The organism is Acinetobacter sp. PC34 (assembly GCF_051789135.1).
GTDB lineage: Bacteria > Pseudomonadota > Gammaproteobacteria > Pseudomonadales > Moraxellaceae > Acinetobacter > Acinetobacter johnsonii.
Genome location: NZ_CP196664.1, coordinates 456,263 through 474,189, shown reverse-complemented (window position 1 = coordinate 474,189; position 17,927 = coordinate 456,263). Strand labels below are relative to the sequence as shown.

Below are 17,927 nucleotides of genomic sequence, written 5' to 3'. Positions count from 1 at the left end.
CTCAGATGACCCGCGGGTCATCCACATGTAAATGCCACATTTGCGCTGTAGGTTATTTTTAATTTAAAGTAAAAATATATCGTTTTTTTTCAATTTAATTACACACTGAAGTTGGAGAAACGCGATTTATATAGCATGATCAAATCTAAAAGGTAATGTCCACTTTCTAAGAGCAAAACCAATAAAGACTAAACTGGATACTATTTTATAGAGATACCGTATTGAATGATAAATAAGAAACAATTAACTGAACGATCATTTACCCCAAGCCAATTATCTGGATTTGATGGCGTACACTCCATTCAACTCCCTGTAGACTTCATTCACGACTTGAGTAAAGCAGACTCCTTACAAGCTGTTTTAGATACCATTGCTTACTGGATTTCTCACGTGTTTGATGCGGATCGGGCCAGTATTACCCTGCAAGATACTGAAGAATATCTCAAGCTGTATTCGATCTCAGGCAATCATGCGATTCTGATGGATTTTAAAATTCCGATTGAGCAGACTTTTGTCGGACGAGTCTTTGCTCAGTCTCAACTGATCATTTGCGATGACCTCGCTCAGTCGGATGAGCTGGATTGTAAAATGCTTTCCGAGCATGGCATGGGCACCTGTATGGATGCGCCTATGATTCACAATGGCGTGTGTATTGGCACCTTAAATGTGGCAGATCAACGTAAATATCACTACACCCTACAACAAGCGATTCTTTTATAGAGCCTCGCCACATGGTTAGCTTTAAATATTAAACTGCATTTACAAGTGCAAGAAATGGCGGTCTTAACATCTACAGATGAACTCACAGCAACCTTTAATCGTCGAGTATTTCTGCAAGAAAGTAATCAAACCATGTAGCACTTCAGCCATACTCGCGTGCCATTTACGATAGGTATCTTAGATATTGATCACTTTAAACAGCTGAATGACTGTTATGGGCATACCGCAGGTGACCATGTGCTGAAAAAGATGACCAAAAAAATCCGCAGCGTACTGCGTGACGAAGACTTTTTAGCCCGTATCGGTGGTGAGGAGTTTGCGATTATTTTACCCGCCTGCTTGGGTGATGAAGCCATGCGGGTCTTTAAACGCATTTGTTCAACGATTGAAGCCATGGAAGTGCATTATGAGCAAGAAGTGCTGTGTTTCACAGTCAGTATAGGGGTTGCTGAAGTCGGCAAACATGACGCAGATGCAGAGGATGTCTTTAAACGTGCAGATAAAGCCTTGTACTGTGCCAAGCAAGCAGGAAGAAACCGAATTCACTTTGCCAACTAAACCATATTTAAAAACACAGCATAAACTACTCAAGAAAATTACAAGTTTAATAAATATTATTGCTGCAAGTTCAACTAAGATTTACTCTAGATTCAGTTGTTTAGATCTTTCAAATTCAAGCGCAAAACACGGTTGTTTTGCGCAACGTGTCATCCACACCGTAAAACGGCTGCCAGCTTCAATCACTGGTATCCCAATAGGCCAATAGACTATGGAAAATACAATTCTCTGCCCAAAATGTGGCTCTAGTGATGTTGAAAAACGCAATCACGAGCAACAACTGACTAAAATTGGGGGCGTATTGCTCAGTTCGGCAGGTGCAACTGCTGGTACCGTCGGTGGTGCAGCATCTGGAGCCTCTATTGGTGCGGCGATCGGTGCAGCGGCTGGACCTCTTGGGGTGATTATGGGTGGTACCATTGGCACTTTTGTCGGTGCAGTCAGTATTGGTGTGACAGGTGGTTTTTTAGGACATCGTTTTGGTAAAAAAGCGGGTGTGATTGTCGATAAAAATGTATTTCTTGACTATAAATGTCTCAAGTGCGGTACAAAGTTCAAAGAACAGCATCTGAAGCCAGCCCAATAATAAGAAGCCCATCATTGATGGGCTTTTTTCATGTCTAAATATTCTAGGCTTGTAGTTTCTTCACAACTTCCCCAAGACGCTTACCTTGAGCTTCGCACAGCACTTTTTCATCTTGGCTTAAGCGCTGATCATGTCGAGGCCCGCTGACATGGCTAGCGCCATAAGGTGTTCCACCTGTTTTAGTATGTGACAATGCGGGAATGGCATTGTTCAATCCTAAAATCATCATGCCATGATGAAACAATGGTGGCAGCATGGTCAATAAAGTACTTTCTTGGCCACCATGCATCGAACCTGATGAGGTAAACACACAAGCCGGCTTGCCATGCAAAGCTCCATTGAGCCAAAGACTGGTGGTTTGATCGAGGAAATATTTCATTTCAGAAGCCATGTTACCAAAGCGAGTGGGTGAGCCTAGCGCCAAACCCGCACAGTTTTCCAAGTCCGCTAAACTACAATAAATATCGCCTTCTGCAGGAATACTCGGCTCTGCTTCCTTCACCACAGCCGCAATATTTGGCACCGTTCGAATTTTAACTGCAACACCACTGGCTTCAATTCCATTTGCAATCAGATGCGCCATTTCACGGGTACTGCCGTATTTGCTGTAATATAAAACTAAAACATAGGTTTGCATGAATAGAGTTCGGTAACAGAAAAAATAAAACTATACGGTATTTTTCCTATTTTTTGGTTAAGCTTAGGGTGAAAAATGTAGAAAAGATGAAGAAAACAAAAGAGATACTTTGCCTATGTTAGAACAGTACTTAAGAAAACTTCCTTTCTATGAGAAAACTTGGTTTCAGTTCGTTTTATTTGTACTGCGACGCTTTGAGGCCGATCGATGTCGTGAACAAGCAGGTTCACTGACCTATACCACCTTATTTGCCGTCGTTCCGATGCTAACCGTTTTTTTGGTGATCATTTCCTCAATCAAAGCACTTGAACCTGCACGGCAGCAATTACAACAACTGATCTATAGTAATTTTTTACCGAAAACCACGATTGCTTTTGATAAGGCCTTAAATGCGTTTACCGATAAATCCAGTAATTTAACCATTATTGGGATCTTATTTTTATTCGTCACCACCGTCATGATGCTAACCAGTATTGAAACAGTCTTTAACCGAATTTGGCGCGTTCGTGAAACCCGCGGCGGCATTATTGGCTTTATGCGCTATTGGACCATTATTTCTTTAGGCCCCATTCTACTTGGTAGTGCCTTTGTTATTTCGTCGACAATGGCTTCCCTCAACGTTCTGAGTAATAATTTTGCAGGCTATGAGCTTAATGGCGCATTTGTCCTGTGGCTAATTTCATTCTGCTTAACTGTCGTCGGCTTTTTTATTCTGAATTGGACCATTCCAAACCGCAGTGTCCCAATGAAATCCGCTTTGATTGCAGGTTTATTTAGTGCCGTCGTGTTTGAACTCCTAAAAAACTTATTCGGCTTCGTTATGTCGAACTTTACCAGTTATGAAATTATCTATGGTGCATTTGCCGCGATTCCAATTTTCCTGTTATGGATTTTTCTGTCTTGGAATATTGTCCTGATTGGGGTCGAAATTAGTTATGCACTGACCGCATTTACCTCCCATAAAGAGCAAAAACGACACCCTGTCATTATGCTACTAGATTTGCTGGAGCTGTTTTATAAAAAGCAACAGCAAGGACTCAGTGTCTCTGATGATGAAGCTTTAGATGTATTAGGGCGAGATGAATTGGGGCGTTGGCCGAGTTACGTGTTTATGCTTGAACAGCAAAACTTAGTCAAACGTACCGATGACAACCAATATGTGCTGGTACGTAATTTATCTCAAGTCGATTTTTGGAGTTTTTACAGCAAACTTCCTTACCCTTTACCAAAGCGTAAAGATTTGGGTAATGTCCATCCTGATGATGTCTGGATGCAGAAAATTGGCCCAGCGTTAGTAGAATCGGATGATTACTTGGCGGCTAAACTCGCCATTCCGCTGTCTACAATTTTTGATGATAAATCTTAAGCCTTCTATAAAAAAAAACGTGTCTATGACACGTTTTTTTATCCGCTAACTCAAATCAATTTAAGTTCAACCTTCACCCTGAATTGAGATAGATTCGAGCCTACCCAGTATTTACTGCAAAGCCATTTTAAAGGCCTGTACATACTGCTTAATTTTGTGATGCAAACTCACCACCATCACCCCCATCAACACAAAACATGTTCCCACCAAAAAGTTGAGTTCCAGCTGCTCATTGAGTAATATCACACCAAAACACATCCCAAAGATTGGGGTCAAAAAAGAAAAGACCCCCAACTGGGATGCCAAGTATTTTTTCAACAGCCAAAACCAAATCAAATAACTGGCAAATGACACGACAACGGTATGGAAAAGCAAACTTGTAAGAGATAATACAGACCAGTGAATCGTCGCTTGTCCCATGAAGAAAGCCACAGGCAATAACACTAAAAATGCGATAAAGAGCTGATAAAACAAAGTTTGGGTGGCAGGTGCTTCTGCTAGTTTAGTCAACCGAACTGCAATAGTTGTGGCTGCCCACAATACCCCTGCCAAAAGTGCTAAAGCATCACCCCAAAGTGCCGAACTCGCAGCCGCTTGTGAAGCTGTAGGGCGAAATAAAAATGCAATCACGATCCCGAAAAATGCACATGCAATGCCCAACCACTGGATGAGTGATAAGCGTTCAGAGGGTAATTTCCAATGCAAACCCAATGCTACAAAAATAGGCGCGGTATAAAGCAAAACTACAGTATGCGCCGCTGAGGTAAAGCGTAAAGCTTGCGCGACCAGAAAAAATTCAGCTGCAAACAAAAGCCCGACTAAAATTCCTGCAAGTAAATAGTCTCGCCCCCATAAAGATGTACCCTTTGCCAACTTGATCATGGGGTAAACCATCAACGCAGAGAGGCCTGAGCGAAGTGCAATTTGCATCACTGCAGAAATATCGGGGGCAGCAAGCTTTAACACCACTTGTTGTAATCCCCACAAAATACACAGCCCAAACATAATCCCTGAAGCTTTACTGTCCAGCGCTTGACGACTACTCACGACCTGCTCCACTGAAAAAGATCAAAGCTCACTATAGATTTGTCTGAAATAAAACATATAATTTAAAACAGACAAGAGATCTTCTTATTCAGGCAATTTCAGCCATGCCCCAACGACAACAAAAAAAGAGCGCGCAACTCAAACAATTACCGACCAATGATCATATTGATAAATTATTATGGATCAGCTTTCGCGAAGATCCCGCGCAGTCGGTTTATCCCGTGCATGGACATGCATGGGGCGAATTTGTATACGCCTTTAATGGTGTGATGGAAGTGAATATCAACCAGATTGACTACCTTACCCCGCCACCTTATGGCATTTGGCTTCCACCCAATGTAGCCCATAGTAGCTTAAATCGTACCGATGTTTCGCATGGTACCTTGTATATCCATGAAAGCTTATGCACTCATCTGCCTCAACAAGCCGGTATTATGCTCAGCTCACCTTTGGTCACGGCACTATTTAAGCATTTGAGACAACACAGCCTGCCAGATGATGCACCTGAACACATGCGCTTACTCTATGTCTTGCTTGATCAATTACACCATGCAGAATTGGTCAGTAGCTATTTACCGCACTCTGAACACCCGACCCTGAAAAGTATTTTAGATTTTTTACATCTGCACCCTGCGGACAACAGTTCTTTGCAACAACTGGCGGTACAGCACAATATGACTGAACGCACACTCGCACGTTATAGTCAAAAAGAACTTGGCATGTCCTTGAATGAATGGCGACAGCGCTTAAAAGTCATGAAAGCCATGAGCATGCTGACAGAGGGAAAAAAGGTCGAAAGTATCGCGCTGGATTTGGGCTATGCCAATGCATCGGCCTTTATTAATATGTTTAAACGCTGGATGGTATATATCCCCGATCAGTTCCGTAAACTGTACCATAGCCACCAATAACGCTAAAAAAAATCACCGAAGTGATCTTTTTGAATGATGGGGTTTGAAAGCCTGTAAATTAAGCTTTAACAAAGGTATTCCAAGAATAGTCTTGTTTTTTGCCTTTTAGGGTCATTTTCAACTGCTCACCCGCCTGTAATGCAGCGACCCCAGCAGGTGTGCCTGTCATGACCACATCGCCTGCTTCCAAAGTAAAGACTTGGCTAATGTCGGCCAACAAGGTACCAATGTCAAAAATTAAGTGTGCAGTGTTGCCCGCTTGGCGCAGCTCATCATTGACATGAAAACTGTAATGCACATCATCCCAGTCCTGTACCACATCGGAAACAGCAACCCAGTCTGCCAGTACACACGAACCATCAAAGGCTTTAGCACGTTCCCAAGGCTGGCCTTTGGTTTTCAAGTCATCTTGCAAGTCACGCAAGGTTAAGTCCAAACCTAAAGTCACAGCCCCCACTGCTTGCAGGGCTTGAGCTGGATCGGTTGCTTTGCTTAGGCGATGGTCAATGCGTAAAACCAGTTCACATTCATAGTGGCAGCTGCCCCATGCAGGATTCCAAGAGATGCCCGCATCTAAACTGAGCAAACTGCTCGGTGGTTTAATAAATAAAACCGGACGATCAGGAATCGCATTGCCTAATTCTTTGGCATGGTCTGCATAACTACGACCGACACAGACAATTTTAGATGGACGTGTACTCATGATCTTCCTCTGATTTGTTGATGGTGTTATGGAGCAAAATGTTTATTTTTTGAAAGTATTTTCAAATTTTGCTTGATCCGCACTATCGGCCAACGCACGCTTAGGCACAATCACCACAGTACGGTTTTTCAGCTCAAGCATATAGGTCAACTTGCCACTGGCAAACTTTTGCACTTCATTATAATGGACCACTTGCTTGCGACCATTGGCATAAATTTCCGCATAATCTTGGTATAAATCGATGCCTTGCTCACTTTTACCAAACTGATATTTCACAAATTGGCGCTTAAACATCATCGGCAGAAACCAATAGCGCATGAGAATTTGTAAAACCAAGAAAAATATACCCAATGCCACATAGTAGCGACCGACGCCTGAAAAGCCGAGCATAAAGCCCCACACAATAATCCCGACACTAATCAACGGCGTGATAAAACGCGTCATTTGCTTTTTACCAAAGGTCGCTAAGGCAAAACCATCTTGGGACTCTTCTAAAGTGAGGAAATAACGTGTCGATAATGCAGGCTTGTTCTCTGACATAGGGTCATATCAAATAGCTAAAAATATTGTGCTCAATACTACAACACAATCGGTCATTTTTTTAGGACTTTAGCAGATCGATGTTGATTAGCGGCGATCCACTCAAGCCGAGGCCATACCGATATCAGAACCGCATGATAAAACTAAGATGTAAGAAACAACTGAATAACTACGGCAAAAAATCCATCCCTGCTATGGATTTCTACTGAACAGAAAGTGCAGGCACAAAAAAAACCGCAACATGTGCGATTTTTTCAATATTTATCAAATTGGTGCGCTCAGAGAGATTCGAACTCCCGACCCCTTAGTTCGTAGCCAAGTGCTCTATCCAGCTGAGCTATGAGCGCGACGTCTTGATGGGGTGAATTATACGTGAATCTTATTTTTTGTTAAGTCTTATTTTCATAAAAGCCGATCAACTGCCCAGTTATTAAGCATAGTGGGTATAAAACGCTGCATAAACCAACATATTGATCGTTGCATATGAAAATAGCTGGGGAATCACGCAAGAGTAGAGCTTTATTTATATCGAATCTTTCTTGATAAATCACTTTCTCAAGCGAAACACTTCATTTTTACGGACACAAAAAAACCGCAACATGTGCGGTTAATTGTTCAAGTTGGTGCGCTCAGAGAGATTCGAACTCCCGACCCCTTAGTTCGTAGCCAAGTGCTCTATCCAGCTGAGCTATGAGCGCATTACTTGTGTGCCAATTCAGGCGATACGTTACATACAGTTTACTTATTGGTGCGCTCAGAGAGATTCGAACTCCCGACCCCTTAGTTCGTAGCCAAGTGCTCTATCCAGCTGAGCTATGAGCGCGACATAAGTAAAGTTGGCGGTGAGAGAGGGATTCGAACCCTCGGTACAGTTACCCGTACGCATCCTTAGCAGGGATGTGGTTTCAGCCACTCACCCATCTCACCGTAACGTGCGGCCATAATACAAACTTCATGCTAGCACTGCAAGCACAGACACTCAATTTTTTGCATATTTCTGTTCAATTAAATACTTTTTAAACAATTTAGGGCGGATTCAGCTAAATTTATTCTTTTATCTAGATCTGCATGTTGAATAAAACAGCAGATATTCTAAATTGCCGACATAAAACACAATATTGCAATCATTTGCGTGCAGTCTGTCTTCGCATGACTTATGCTAATCCTATCTACTGACATACAGCCAAAGACATTATGAAAAATTGGGTCGATCCTGAAGCAAAAGCTGAAGCTGAACGTTATGACAACCCTATTCCGAGCCGCACGCTCATTTTAGAAACCATCGAAGAAAAAAAGACGGCTTTATCGCATGCGGACTTGGTCGAAATTTTTGAAATTGCAGACCAAAAAAGCATTGAAGCGCTCAGCCATCGCTTAATTGCGATGGTTCGTGATGGTCAACTGATGAAAGATGGCTTCAAATTTCAAATTGCCGAAGAGCAACCTGAACATGAAGCAACGGTTTACATCAATAGTAAAGGCTTTGGCACGGCCAATATTGCAGGTCATGAAGACTTACTTCTGCCTGAACGTGAACTACGCCAAGTATTTAATGGTGACCGTGTTAAAGTGCGTCAAACCTCAGTAGACCGCAAAGGTAAAGCTTGGGGCTTTATTACCGAGGTAGTGCAACATCGTGTGAAGCAAATCATTGGTAAAGTATCAATACATGATGGTGAATACTTTATTCAACCAGCAAATCCGAATGCGCACCAACCGATTACTTTAGAAAAAGAGTTAATCGAACACGCACAAGTCAAAGTGGGCGATTCGGTTCGTGTCGCAATTGATGACTACCCAACCAAAGATGAGTTGGCGACAGGTCATATTGTGCAATCGATGGCAGACAAGGCCGATACTGAAATTATTATTCCGCAAACCATTTTAGAGTTTGGTTTGCCGTATGAGTTCCCAGAAGAAGTCATAAAAGAAGCAGAGAGCTTTAAAGAGCCGTCAGCGCAAGACCGTGAAGGTCGTATTGACCTACGTGATTTAGCCTTAGTCACTATTGATGGTGAAGATGCACGCGACTTCGATGACGCGGTCTATGCAGAAAAACGTCCAGGTGGCGGTTATCGTGTGGTGGTGGCGATTGCAGATGTGAGTCACTATGTCCGTTCTGGCAAACCACTGGATGATGAAGCTCAAGAACGGGGTACATCGGTGTATTTCCCGCACTTTGTTTTACCGATGTTGCCTGAAGCTCTTTCGAATGGCTTATGTTCACTCAATCCGCATGTAGACCGTCTATGTATGGTCTGTGATTTAAACCTGTCACGTGCAGGTCGGGTCACCAAGTTTGAGTTCTACCCATCTGTGATGCACTCAAAAGCACGTTTAACCTATACCAATGTTGCCCAATACTTTGACGGCGACAGCAGTGCCATTCCTGAAGACCGTGATGTTCGCAAATCCTTGAACACCCTGTTCCAACTCTATCAAGTCCTCAAAGGTTTACGTGCTGAACGTCATGCCATGGAATTTGAAACTGTTGAAACTTACATGACCTTTGATGAGCTGGGCGGCATTAAGGAAATTTTACCGCGTACGCGTAATGATGCGCATAAACTGATTGAAGAATGTATGTTGTTGGCAAACGTGGCAGCGGCTGAATATGCGCTACAACATGATGTGCCAATGTTATACCGTATTCATGAACCACCTGAGTTTTCACGTATTCAAAAAGTACGCGACTTTGTCAAACTGCTCGGTCTACCGTTCCCAGAACAGCCGACTCAGAAAGACTACCAAGCCGTGATTGATGCAACCAAAGACCGTATTGATGCCCCAAGTATCCATGCCGTGCTGTTACGTTCGATGATGCAAGCCTACTACGGCGCGAATAACGCAGGTCACTTTGGTTTGGCATATGAAGCCTATACGCACTTCACTTCTCCAATTCGTCGTTACCCAGACTTGTTATTACACCGTGCCATTAAAGCCAAGTTAAAACATAAACCGGCACCTCTTTCAGGGGCTGCGCTAGATGATGCTGGTCAACATTTCTCAGCGACTGAACGTCGTGCAGATGAAGCATCTCGCTCTGTCACCACATGGTTGAAATGTCATTATATGCAGCAGCATTTGGGTGAAGAGTTTGTCGGCACCATTTCTGCAGTAGCAGAATTTGGTCTGTTTGTGACACTCAAAGACTTATATGTTGACGGCATGATCCATGTCAGCCAACTGGGCGATGATTACTTTGTCTATGACCAACCAAGTCAGAGCTTGATTGGGCAAGCACGTGGTCAAAGCTTTAGCTTGGGCGATGAAGTGAAAATCAAAGTTGCAGCAGTGAATTTAGAAGACCGCAAAATTGATTTTGAATTATTGCAGCAACTCTCACATGGTGGTCGGCCCATACGTAGTCGAGCACCCCGTGTTGGTAAAGCCAAAACAGCACGAAGCGAAAGTAAAGAAGAAGTCTTCAGCGAGTCGACAAACGCCTCTCCCAGTAACAGCGGAGACCAGCCCATACGACGCAAAAAAGATAAATCCCAACCTAGCTCCTACAGCAAAAAGCCTGGTAAAAAATCTTCATCAAAGTCTGAAACAAAGGTTAAAGATAAAGTGAAGAAAAAGGCTAAACTTAAAAAGAAAAAATCAAACGCAAAAGCGAAAACTGAGTAAATGATGAAAAAGGTGCTAGGGCTTAATGTGTCCTAGCACCTTTTTTCATAGGGCCAACATGAATTTTTTGCGTTTATTTTTAAGCAAACCCATCAGCCAATATCATCCCTTGCTTTACTTCATGGCCACGCGTAGCCGACGTATGATGCGCTATTGGCAATGGAAAACAGATGGGAAAGACTACGCACATTCATTTTCTAACGCTCCTTTGGCTTTTCGCGTCAAAAAGCATCAGTCCGTTCTGTTTCGTAAATTAGGCGACATCGATCAGCACTGGCAACACAATAAAGTCATCAATCTCAAAATTGCCAGTCCGTGTATTTCTGGGATTTTAATCCACCCACAACAGACTTTTTCTTTTTGTCAGTTGGTAGGACAACCAACAGCTCAAAAAGGCTATGTTGAGGGAATGGAACTCAGCTTTGGTCAAGCACGCGGTGGTATTGGCGGCGGTATTTGCCAAATTGCCAATCTCATTCACTGGCTTGTCTTGCATAGCCCATTGCAAGTGGTACAGCGTTCACAGCACTCCTTTGACCCTTTTCCAGATCATGGTCGTGTACTTCCATTTGGTAGTGGCGCTGCAATTTTTTATAACTATATTGATTATCAAATTTACAACCCCACCCCGCATAGCTTTCAAATTCGGCTGTGGTTTAGTGAGAAATGTTTAGAAGGTGAACTGCGTTGCTCCGCCGATTTAGGCTATGTCTACCATGTATTTGAACAACAGCATGCCTTCCTAAAAATCGGGACGGACTACTACCGACAAAACGAAATTTGGCGACACCGCAAAGAAAAATATAAAAGCGGTGAAATCTTAGCCACTGAATGCATGACCCGTAACTTTGCCAAAGTGCTTTATCAGCCCTCACGCATTGATCAGCACTACCCATCATGGGCTGAATTTCAAGCAGCGCAAAACATCAAAACCAATTAAAACTTGATTTCCCACGGCATCACCCTTACATCTAGTGATAACTGAACATTTAATTTGGCTTAAACGCATGACATTAGAAAAAGCAACCTTGCCTGTTCCACAGTTTGATCAAATCACCTTAGTACAACTCCAACAGCAGATCGAACAGGCAATTCAACAGGGCCAAAGTTTTTTAAAAGACCTGAGCGAAGTCCCTGAATCAATTCAGGGACAGCTTGCGGTCTTAGAACAAGTCGATCATTTAGAAAATAATATGAGTGAAGCATGGGGCGTGCTGTCCCACCTCAATGCGGTCATGAACAATGCTGAAACTCGTGAGGTGTACCAGTCACTATTACCAAGCTTAAGTGAATACTATACCGAGTTAGGTCAACACACAGCGCTGTATCAAACCTATCAACACATTCATGATGCTGCGCAATTTGATCACCTCCCTGAAGCCCAACAAAGTGCGATTAAACTTGCACTGCGCGACTTCAAACTGTCTGGGGTGGCTTTAGAAGGTGAAGCCAAAAAACGTTATGCAGAAATCTCCGCACGTTTATCACAACTATCGTCCGACTTTTCCAACCATGTTCTGGATGCCACCCAAGCCTATTTCAAACCTTTAGCGGAACACGAACTGGCAGGCTTACCACAAAGCAGTATTGAGCTGTTAAAACAATATGGTCAGCAGCGCGAACTTGATCAACCCGTTGCCACTTTAGACTTCCCATCGTATCTGGCAATTATGACCTACGCGGAAAACCGTCCTTTACGCGAAGAACTGTATCGTGCCTATACCACACGTGCATCTGATCAGTCTGAACACGCTGAGTTTGATAACACCGCGGCGATGGAAGAAATCTTAAGCCTGCGTCAGGAAATGGCTGCACTGTTAGGTTTCAACAACTACGCCGAGCTTTCATTGGCCAGCAAAATGGCACCAAATGTAGCAACGGTGGATCAATTCTTACGTGATTTAGCTGAACATTCACGTGCCCCTGCGCTCAAAGAAGTGGCGGAGCTGAAAGCTATTGCTGCTGAAGATGGCATTGAGGATTTAAAACCGTGGGACAGCACGTATTATTCGGAAAAATTGAAAGTCCAGCAGTTCAATTTATCTCAAGAAGCACTCAAGCCCTACTTCCCTGCACCCAAGATTTTGCAGGGCTTATTTAGCATTGTGAATCGTCTTTATGGGATTCAAATTGTGGAGCGTGAAGCCCCAGTTTGGCACTCAGATGCACGCTATTTTGAACTAGAAGATCAAGGTGCAGTGGTCGGTGGATTCTACTTTGACCTCTATGCGCGTCAGGGCAAACGTGGTGGCGCATGGATGAGTGGTTTCCGCTCTCGCACCAAAACAACGCAAGGCCTACAAAAACCGATTTGCTATATGGTGTGTAACTTTACGCCACCTGTGGGGGATCAAGCAGCGTTGCTGACTCATGATGAAGTGATCACCTTGTTCCATGAATTTGGACATGGTTTACATCATATGTTGACAGAAGTCGACAATATTGCAGTTGCGGGGACACACGGCGTGGCATGGGATGCGGTGGAGTTGCCAAGTCAATTCATGGAATTTTGGGCATGGGATACTGAAAGCTTAGACCTGCTCAGTGCACATATTGACACCCAAGAAACCTTACCAGAAAGTCTACTCAAAGCCTTGCTGGACGCGCGTTTCTTCCAATCTGGCATGCAAAGTTTACGTCAAATTGAGTTTGCCCTATTCGATCTCAGCATTCATAAAGCAGCCCCTGCTTTGAAAGCAGATCAGATCCAAGCCACCTTAAATGAGATCCGTGCACAATATGCTGTTTTAGAAACCACATCTTATAACCGCTTCCAACATAGCTTCAGTCATATTTTCGCAGGCGGCTATGCAGCAGGTTATTATTCTTATAAATGGGCGGAAGTTTTGGCCAGTGATGCCTTCGATCGTTTCGAAAATGAAGGGATTTTTAATACTGTCACTGGAAAAGAATTTCGTCAGTTTATTCTAGCAGTTGGCGGAAAAGATACAGCGCTTGATGCATTTATCAATTTCCGTGGACGCGAGCCAAAAATAGATGCTTTACTTCGTCATCAAGGTTGGACGAACCGCTAAAAAAGTGAGTAAACTAGGCGCCTAAATTGTTCAGAAGGTAAGTCTAATGACTATTAAACGTCGTTTCATTGCAGGTGCAAAATGTCCTAAATGTCAGGCGATGGATCGAGTTGTTATGCTTACCTCGAATGACGATGAATGGATTGAATGTATCGACTGTGGTTATTCTGAGAATCGTCCAACTCATGTAGACAAGCCTCAGATCCCTGCTATCCCTGACGAGGTTGGGGTCATTCAATTTAAACCACGTCAATCCAAAGAATAAAGGTTGAATCGAATGTCGTCCGTACAACACAACAACCCTAAATTACTCTGGGGTATTACAGCAGGTTTGGTCGCAATCATTGCGATTTTCGCACTTTATCAGTGGTTGTTTGCTGCACAAGAGCCTATAACACCGATGCACCAAGCGGAGTTGATCCAACCGACCGTGAAGACGCTTCCAGAAGCTGAAAAAGCAGTTTCGACCGCCATGGCTGACAACACCATTAAATTGGTCGAAGAAGATATTTTAAAAGCACCTGTACCTGAAAATGCCTCACTTGCCAAAGAAGAAGTGGCGAAACTGGACGATATTCAAAGCCAGTTGAAGGAACAGGAAAAGAGCTTGCAAGCACAGCACAAAGATGCCGATGAGCTGGTAAAACTCAAAGAAGAACAAATTAAACTGTTAGAAGCCCAATTGGCTGCTCGGTAAAATACGGTTGTTATTTTTAAAGACGTTAGCTTATCGACTGATACGCTAACGTCTTTTTTTGCCCTGCTGCTTCACCCACCTATTCAATCAGCGCAAAGCCATTACACAACTCATCATTCTTGCCCACCTAGTTCCATGAATGACATTGCATTCGTTATGCCCCCTCCTAGACATGCAAAGGGTTTCTTTTAGAGGGACTTTATGGATCGATTGATTCTTTTCATTGAGCTTAAGTGCGGGCTGATTTTTTAAGATGGGACGCTTAGCAATATCCTTGTACTTTGTTTTGATTTGAGTGGTAGTCGCTGCAAAGAAACCATTTTCCTGACCAGCATCGTCAATAAAGCTAAAGCATTAAAAAAAGCATCCGAAGATGCTTATTTATGGTCTAACTCAAGTTCACAACTTAGTGATACCAGCCAAATAACTTAAAGAAGTATGGAACATAAGCAATGATCAGCATCGCTGGGAACAACACGATCAAAGGTAAAATCCAACGTTCATAACGATAATAGAAAGATAAATGACGCACTTCCTCATCGGCCTCATTTACCTCGGCATCACCAATGGATTGTCTTGCTAAAAGGTGATTAAGGGCCACAGGTGGTGTCACATAGCCCAACTCAAAGCCAATCAAGGTGATCATCCAAAAATGGACAGGATGAATACCATATTGATAGGCCACAGGTGCAACCGTCGCAGAAATCAAGATCACGGCGCCAAACGGATCCATAATCATCCCAACAAAGACCATCAATCCCAAAATCAGAGTAATGACCAAAAACGTACTGCTAATATCAGTCGGGAAGAAACTCATTACCTCCGTACGTTCAAGCAATCCGCCCACGCTCACCGACAGTGCCATTAAAATGACCAAAGCACCAATGTGCCCAACGGTTTCACTGGTCGAGATATGCATCGACTTCCAAAAACCGACTTGGCGTAACACGTCCATGGAACTAGATTGAACCACCCCATGATTCACCACTTGTCCATCATCTGCGGCATTACCATGTAGCCCTTCACGGTATTCTGCATGGGCAACTTGAGCCCCAGCCAATGCAGGTTCACCACCCGAGCTATAATTTGCGCTGAGTGTCTCATCCCAATGCCCCACAGCAGGCAAAGGCGCAGGCTGATGACGTAATTTATCAAACAACACGATCATCAATAAAATCACAGGCATCATCACGGGTGCAGTAAATTCATTTAGGTCAGTGTCTAATAAGAATTTATAGAACATCCACGTGAGGACAAAAATCACGATATAAGGCACAACTGCTAAGAAAGCACGCCCTGATTTCGGTGCGGCCAAACTCGGTGCCGCGATGCGGAATTTACTCTCTGCAAAGAAGAGTGAAACCACTAAAAACAGTGTTGATGTCAGTAGGAAAGTATAAACACCATATTGATAAAGCAGATCCGTCGTGACTTCTTTATTTAAGGATGCCACTACTACAATCAATAAGCATGGACGCAAAACTACACCCAGCGAACCTGACATTGCCGTTGCAGCCAAAGCAAACTGACGACGTCCACCTGCATTCCAGACTTCTTTATAAATAATCGCCCCTGCTGCAATCACAAAGATCCCTGATGCACCCGTATATGCGGTCGGTAAAGCCGCAGCGATTAAAATCAACCAAGTTAAAGTTTCAGGCGCCAAATTCCATGGACGCAAAATATTTAAGAACAGATCCACGACACGGGTTTGTTTCAACAACATACCCGCCCAAATAAATAGGGCTAAATTCAGGAAAATACTGGAGAATTCAACCAGCTGTCCCAAGTAAATCCCTTGGCCCATTGGGTAGTCCATGAAGAAGATAAATGCTACGCCGGTAATCACCGCCATGTAGGCATACAGAGGCACACTCAGGAAAGCAAAGCCAAGACGTCCACCAGCTTTAGCATCTTTCGGTGGGCTAAACAGCTGCCAAACACTTATCAATGTCAGTACGCCAAATAGAACCATCCACAGCCAATAAATCAGCTGGGTTTCGCCATTCATCGGCACACCTGAGTCTTTGACTGAGTTAAATTGACTAATGCTCGAGTAAGCTAATAGACCATTACCGAATGTCATCAGGAGGCTATAAACCCGATAATCTAGCTTAGTCGCAGGGCCACGCAAACCAATATGATGGATTTTTAAGGTGGCACTAATCGCAGCTAAGACCACCATAAAAATTAATAGAATGGCGCGATTTTCTGTTCCGAATTTAAAAATACCGAAAAAGGTGGTTTCAAAATTACGATAGGCACGGATACTTGGATGTGCCTCCATATGTTGCATGGCTTTATCATAAAACTGATACTTTTCTTCACACTGCTGCACACCCGCCAAGATGGACGCACGCACATCCGCTTCCGAAGCCGTACCAAAAAAGTCTGCGAACTCATCTGCGGCGTTGGTTTGCATTTGGGTTTTCACCAAAGCATCCACATTCGGCTGACGATTACACTCTGGTTTGGCAGGCTCTGCCCTTAAAAAAGAGTACTGCATACCCGTGGCTGGATCGCCATATAAGCGCTCACCCATACGCAGTAATTGGCCATGAATCATTTCACCTGTACCAATTAACAGCGTAAGTAACAGTAAAATCAGAATGACAAAAGTAGAAATCCACTCGGTCCATATATACTTCAGCAGATCGAGTCCTGATCTGCGCTGTCCATGATTTTGCATGTTGTTTCCTATTTTTATTACCGTTCTGTCCAGCGCAATACACTGTAGAACCAGTCATTTTAGTCGGCTCGAGCTTGTCCTTTCTCTCTGCCTTTAGATTTTTGTTTTGTTTATCTTTGCATCAAATTTATATTTTTGAATATGACAATCTGGATTTTCTTTTTAGAATTTAGGTCAATCCTCTATTCATCAAATAGATTCACCCCGATTATATACAAAGCTGCAATCACAATTCCCCAGATCACGCCCAATAAATGTGCTTCGACCAAAACTGGACTCCCGATCAGTTCGGCCGTAGTACTCCCACCAAAGGTATTTTCCCAAATCAGTTTGCCTAAAATGAGAAACAACACCAAACTCGCAAACATCCGTTCTTTACGGTATAGCAAATGGACAATGGCTATGGCAGTGAACATTCCATGCAGCACACCAGACAGCCCTGCATAGGCTTCAATATCCGCCAGAAAATAATAAAAACTCAGACTAATCAGCGGCGGTAAAATCAGCAATAACGCCACAAAATGCCAGACACGGGTGCGTGGAAAAATAAAAGGCAAACACATAAAAGCCAGCATATTGAGTGCAAAATGAATCCATCCCACATGCACCCAGTGCGCGGTCCACAAGCGCCAAATTTCAGGAAAAATATCCACTCGCCAATAAATAAATTGATCTTTAAAAATCTGTAGGCATGCCGAGATCGACACGACAAACGCAATCAAAATGATTTTTCGATTCAGAAATTGATCATGCATCACATGTCCTTATCGTGTTGCTCATTTATTTATTGTTATTTTTTCTGCGCTTC

15 protein-coding genes, 4 tRNA genes and 2 pseudogenes are annotated in these 17,927 nt (G+C 43.3%); 10 read left to right on the top strand and 11 right to left on the bottom strand.

Features of this window, described 5'->3' with window-relative positions:
• The first annotated feature begins 225 nt into the window (after nt 1–225).
• From ACSC9N_RS02330 to ACSC9N_RS02320, 3 genes are all read left to right on the top strand, one after another.
• Entirely contained in the window at nt 226–720 is a 495-nt protein-coding gene (locus tag ACSC9N_RS02330) for a GAF domain-containing protein (protein WP_227518665.1), read from the top strand.
• A gap of 156 nt (nt 721–876) precedes the next feature.
• On the top strand, nt 877–1,278 hold the full coding sequence (locus ACSC9N_RS02325; protein WP_227518538.1) for a GGDEF domain-containing protein: 402 nt from the start codon (nt 877–879) through the stop codon (nt 1,276–1,278).
• 211 nt (nt 1,279–1,489) lie between these two features.
• Complete coding sequence (locus ACSC9N_RS02320) at nt 1,490–1,864, top strand: hypothetical protein (RefSeq protein ID WP_004691247.1); 375 nt, start codon at nt 1,490–1,492, stop codon at nt 1,862–1,864.
• Nucleotides 1,865–1,907: 43 nt separating this feature from the next.
• Here the strand turns inward: ACSC9N_RS02320 and wrbA are convergent, their stop codons facing one another.
• Complete coding sequence (gene wrbA / locus ACSC9N_RS02315) at nt 1,908–2,501, bottom strand: NAD(P)H:quinone oxidoreductase (protein ID WP_125274120.1); 594 nt, start codon at nt 2,499–2,501, stop codon at nt 1,908–1,910.
• 115 nt (nt 2,502–2,616) lie between these two features.
• Between wrbA and ACSC9N_RS02310 the strand changes: the two genes are divergently transcribed.
• Nucleotides 2,617–3,867: a YihY family inner membrane protein gene (locus ACSC9N_RS02310; RefSeq protein WP_131230640.1), complete on the top strand. Its 1,251-nt coding sequence runs from the start codon at nt 2,617–2,619 to the stop codon at nt 3,865–3,867.
• 111 nt (nt 3,868–3,978) lie between these two features.
• Here the strand turns inward: ACSC9N_RS02310 and ACSC9N_RS02305 are convergent, their stop codons facing one another.
• Entirely contained in the window at nt 3,979–4,914 is a 936-nt protein-coding gene (locus ACSC9N_RS02305) for a DMT family transporter (protein ID WP_131230642.1), read from the bottom strand.
• 104 nt (nt 4,915–5,018) lie between these two features.
• Here ACSC9N_RS02305 and ACSC9N_RS02300 point away from each other — a divergent pair, with 104 nt between their 5' ends.
• A complete protein-coding gene (locus tag ACSC9N_RS02300) occupies nt 5,019–5,825 on the top strand; it encodes an AraC family transcriptional regulator (protein ID WP_131230644.1) in 807 nt (268 codons plus the stop codon).
• Nucleotides 5,826–5,883: 58 nt separating this feature from the next.
• On the opposite strand, the gene ACSC9N_RS02295 is transcribed toward ACSC9N_RS02300, so the two are convergent.
• The 6 genes from ACSC9N_RS02295 to ACSC9N_RS02270 form a co-directional block, all read right to left on the bottom strand.
• Nucleotides 5,884–6,528, bottom strand: a complete 645-nt coding sequence (locus ACSC9N_RS02295) for a fumarylacetoacetate hydrolase family protein (RefSeq protein ID WP_131230646.1) — start codon at nt 6,526–6,528, stop codon at nt 5,884–5,886.
• A gap of 42 nt (nt 6,529–6,570) precedes the next feature.
• Nucleotides 6,571–7,068 (bottom strand): YcxB family protein, encoded by a 498-nt coding sequence (locus tag ACSC9N_RS02290; RefSeq protein ID WP_004691260.1) that lies wholly within the window; start codon nt 7,066–7,068, stop codon nt 6,571–6,573.
• Nucleotides 7,069–7,338: 270 nt separating this feature from the next.
• Nucleotides 7,339–7,415 (bottom strand) — tRNA-Arg (locus ACSC9N_RS02285).
• 274 nt (nt 7,416–7,689) lie between these two features.
• A tRNA-Arg gene (locus ACSC9N_RS02280) sits at nt 7,690–7,766 on the bottom strand.
• Nucleotides 7,767–7,814: 48 nt separating this feature from the next.
• Nucleotides 7,815–7,891 (bottom strand) — tRNA-Arg (locus ACSC9N_RS02275).
• 14 nt (nt 7,892–7,905) lie between these two features.
• Nucleotides 7,906–7,995 (bottom strand) — tRNA-Ser (locus ACSC9N_RS02270).
• A 264-nt stretch (nt 7,996–8,259) separates the two neighbouring features.
• Here ACSC9N_RS02270 and rnr point away from each other — a divergent pair.
• Genes rnr through ACSC9N_RS02245 form a run of 5 tightly spaced genes read left to right on the top strand, consistent with a single transcriptional unit; the run spans nt 8,260 to nt 14,430 of the window.
• Nucleotides 8,260–10,698, top strand: a complete 2,439-nt coding sequence (gene rnr / locus ACSC9N_RS02265) for a ribonuclease R (protein ID WP_216070741.1) — start codon at nt 8,260–8,262, stop codon at nt 10,696–10,698.
• Between the two features lie 58 nt (nt 10,699–10,756).
• A complete protein-coding gene (locus tag ACSC9N_RS02260) occupies nt 10,757–11,638 on the top strand; it encodes a VanW family protein (protein ID WP_159151617.1) in 882 nt (293 codons plus the stop codon).
• Between the two features lie 52 nt (nt 11,639–11,690).
• The gene (locus tag ACSC9N_RS02255; RefSeq protein WP_171503109.1) at nt 11,691–13,733 is read left to right on the top strand and encodes a M3 family metallopeptidase; all 2,043 of its coding nucleotides are present in this window, start codon (nt 11,691–11,693) and stop codon (nt 13,731–13,733) included.
• Between the two features lie 52 nt (nt 13,734–13,785).
• Complete coding sequence (locus ACSC9N_RS02250) at nt 13,786–13,998, top strand: YheV family putative zinc ribbon protein (protein ID WP_171503108.1); 213 nt, start codon at nt 13,786–13,788, stop codon at nt 13,996–13,998.
• 12 nt (nt 13,999–14,010) lie between these two features.
• Nucleotides 14,011–14,430 (top strand): hypothetical protein, encoded by a 420-nt coding sequence (locus ACSC9N_RS02245; protein ID WP_131230652.1) that lies wholly within the window; start codon nt 14,011–14,013, stop codon nt 14,428–14,430.
• Between the two features lie 406 nt (nt 14,431–14,836).
• Here ACSC9N_RS02245 and ACSC9N_RS02240 read toward each other — a convergent pair.
• The 3 genes and pseudogenes from ACSC9N_RS02240 to rrtA all read right to left on the bottom strand — a co-directional run.
• Nucleotides 14,837–15,376, bottom strand: a pseudogene (locus ACSC9N_RS02240) (TRAP transporter large permease subunit); the annotation flags it as partial.
• 140 nt (nt 15,377–15,516) lie between these two features.
• A pseudogene (locus ACSC9N_RS02235) lies at nt 15,517–17,119 on the bottom strand (TRAP transporter large permease subunit); the annotation flags it as partial.
• A gap of 182 nt (nt 17,120–17,301) precedes the next feature.
• Complete coding sequence (rrtA, locus tag ACSC9N_RS02230) at nt 17,302–17,874, bottom strand: rhombosortase (protein WP_131230655.1); 573 nt, start codon at nt 17,872–17,874, stop codon at nt 17,302–17,304.
• Nucleotides 17,875–17,927 lie beyond the last annotated feature (53 nt).

Bases quoted from the DNA above. Each gene is read 5' to 3' on its own strand.
- rrtA (WP_131230655.1), bottom strand. From the start codon at position 17,874: ATGCATGATCAATTTCTGAATCGAAAAATCATTTTGATTGCGTTTGTC.
- ACSC9N_RS02320 (WP_004691247.1), top strand. From the start codon at position 1,490: ATGGAAAATACAATTCTCTGCCCAAAATGTGGCTCTAGTGATGTTGAA.
- ACSC9N_RS02245 (WP_131230652.1), top strand. From the start codon at position 14,011: ATGTCGTCCGTACAACACAACAACCCTAAATTACTCTGGGGTATTACA.
- wrbA (WP_125274120.1), bottom strand. From the start codon at position 2,501: ATGCAAACCTATGTTTTAGTTTTATATTACAGCAAATACGGCAGTACC.
- ACSC9N_RS02295 (WP_131230646.1), bottom strand. From the start codon at position 6,528: ATGAGTACACGTCCATCTAAAATTGTCTGTGTCGGTCGTAGTTATGCA.
- ACSC9N_RS02260 (WP_159151617.1), top strand. From the start codon at position 10,757: ATGAATTTTTTGCGTTTATTTTTAAGCAAACCCATCAGCCAATATCAT.
- ACSC9N_RS02290 (WP_004691260.1), bottom strand. From the start codon at position 7,068: ATGTCAGAGAACAAGCCTGCATTATCGACACGTTATTTCCTCACTTTA.
- ACSC9N_RS02310 (WP_131230640.1), top strand. From the start codon at position 2,617: ATGTTAGAACAGTACTTAAGAAAACTTCCTTTCTATGAGAAAACTTGG.
- ACSC9N_RS02300 (WP_131230644.1), top strand. From the start codon at position 5,019: ATGCCCCAACGACAACAAAAAAAGAGCGCGCAACTCAAACAATTACCG.
- ACSC9N_RS02330 (WP_227518665.1), top strand. From the start codon at position 226: ATGATAAATAAGAAACAATTAACTGAACGATCATTTACCCCAAGCCAA.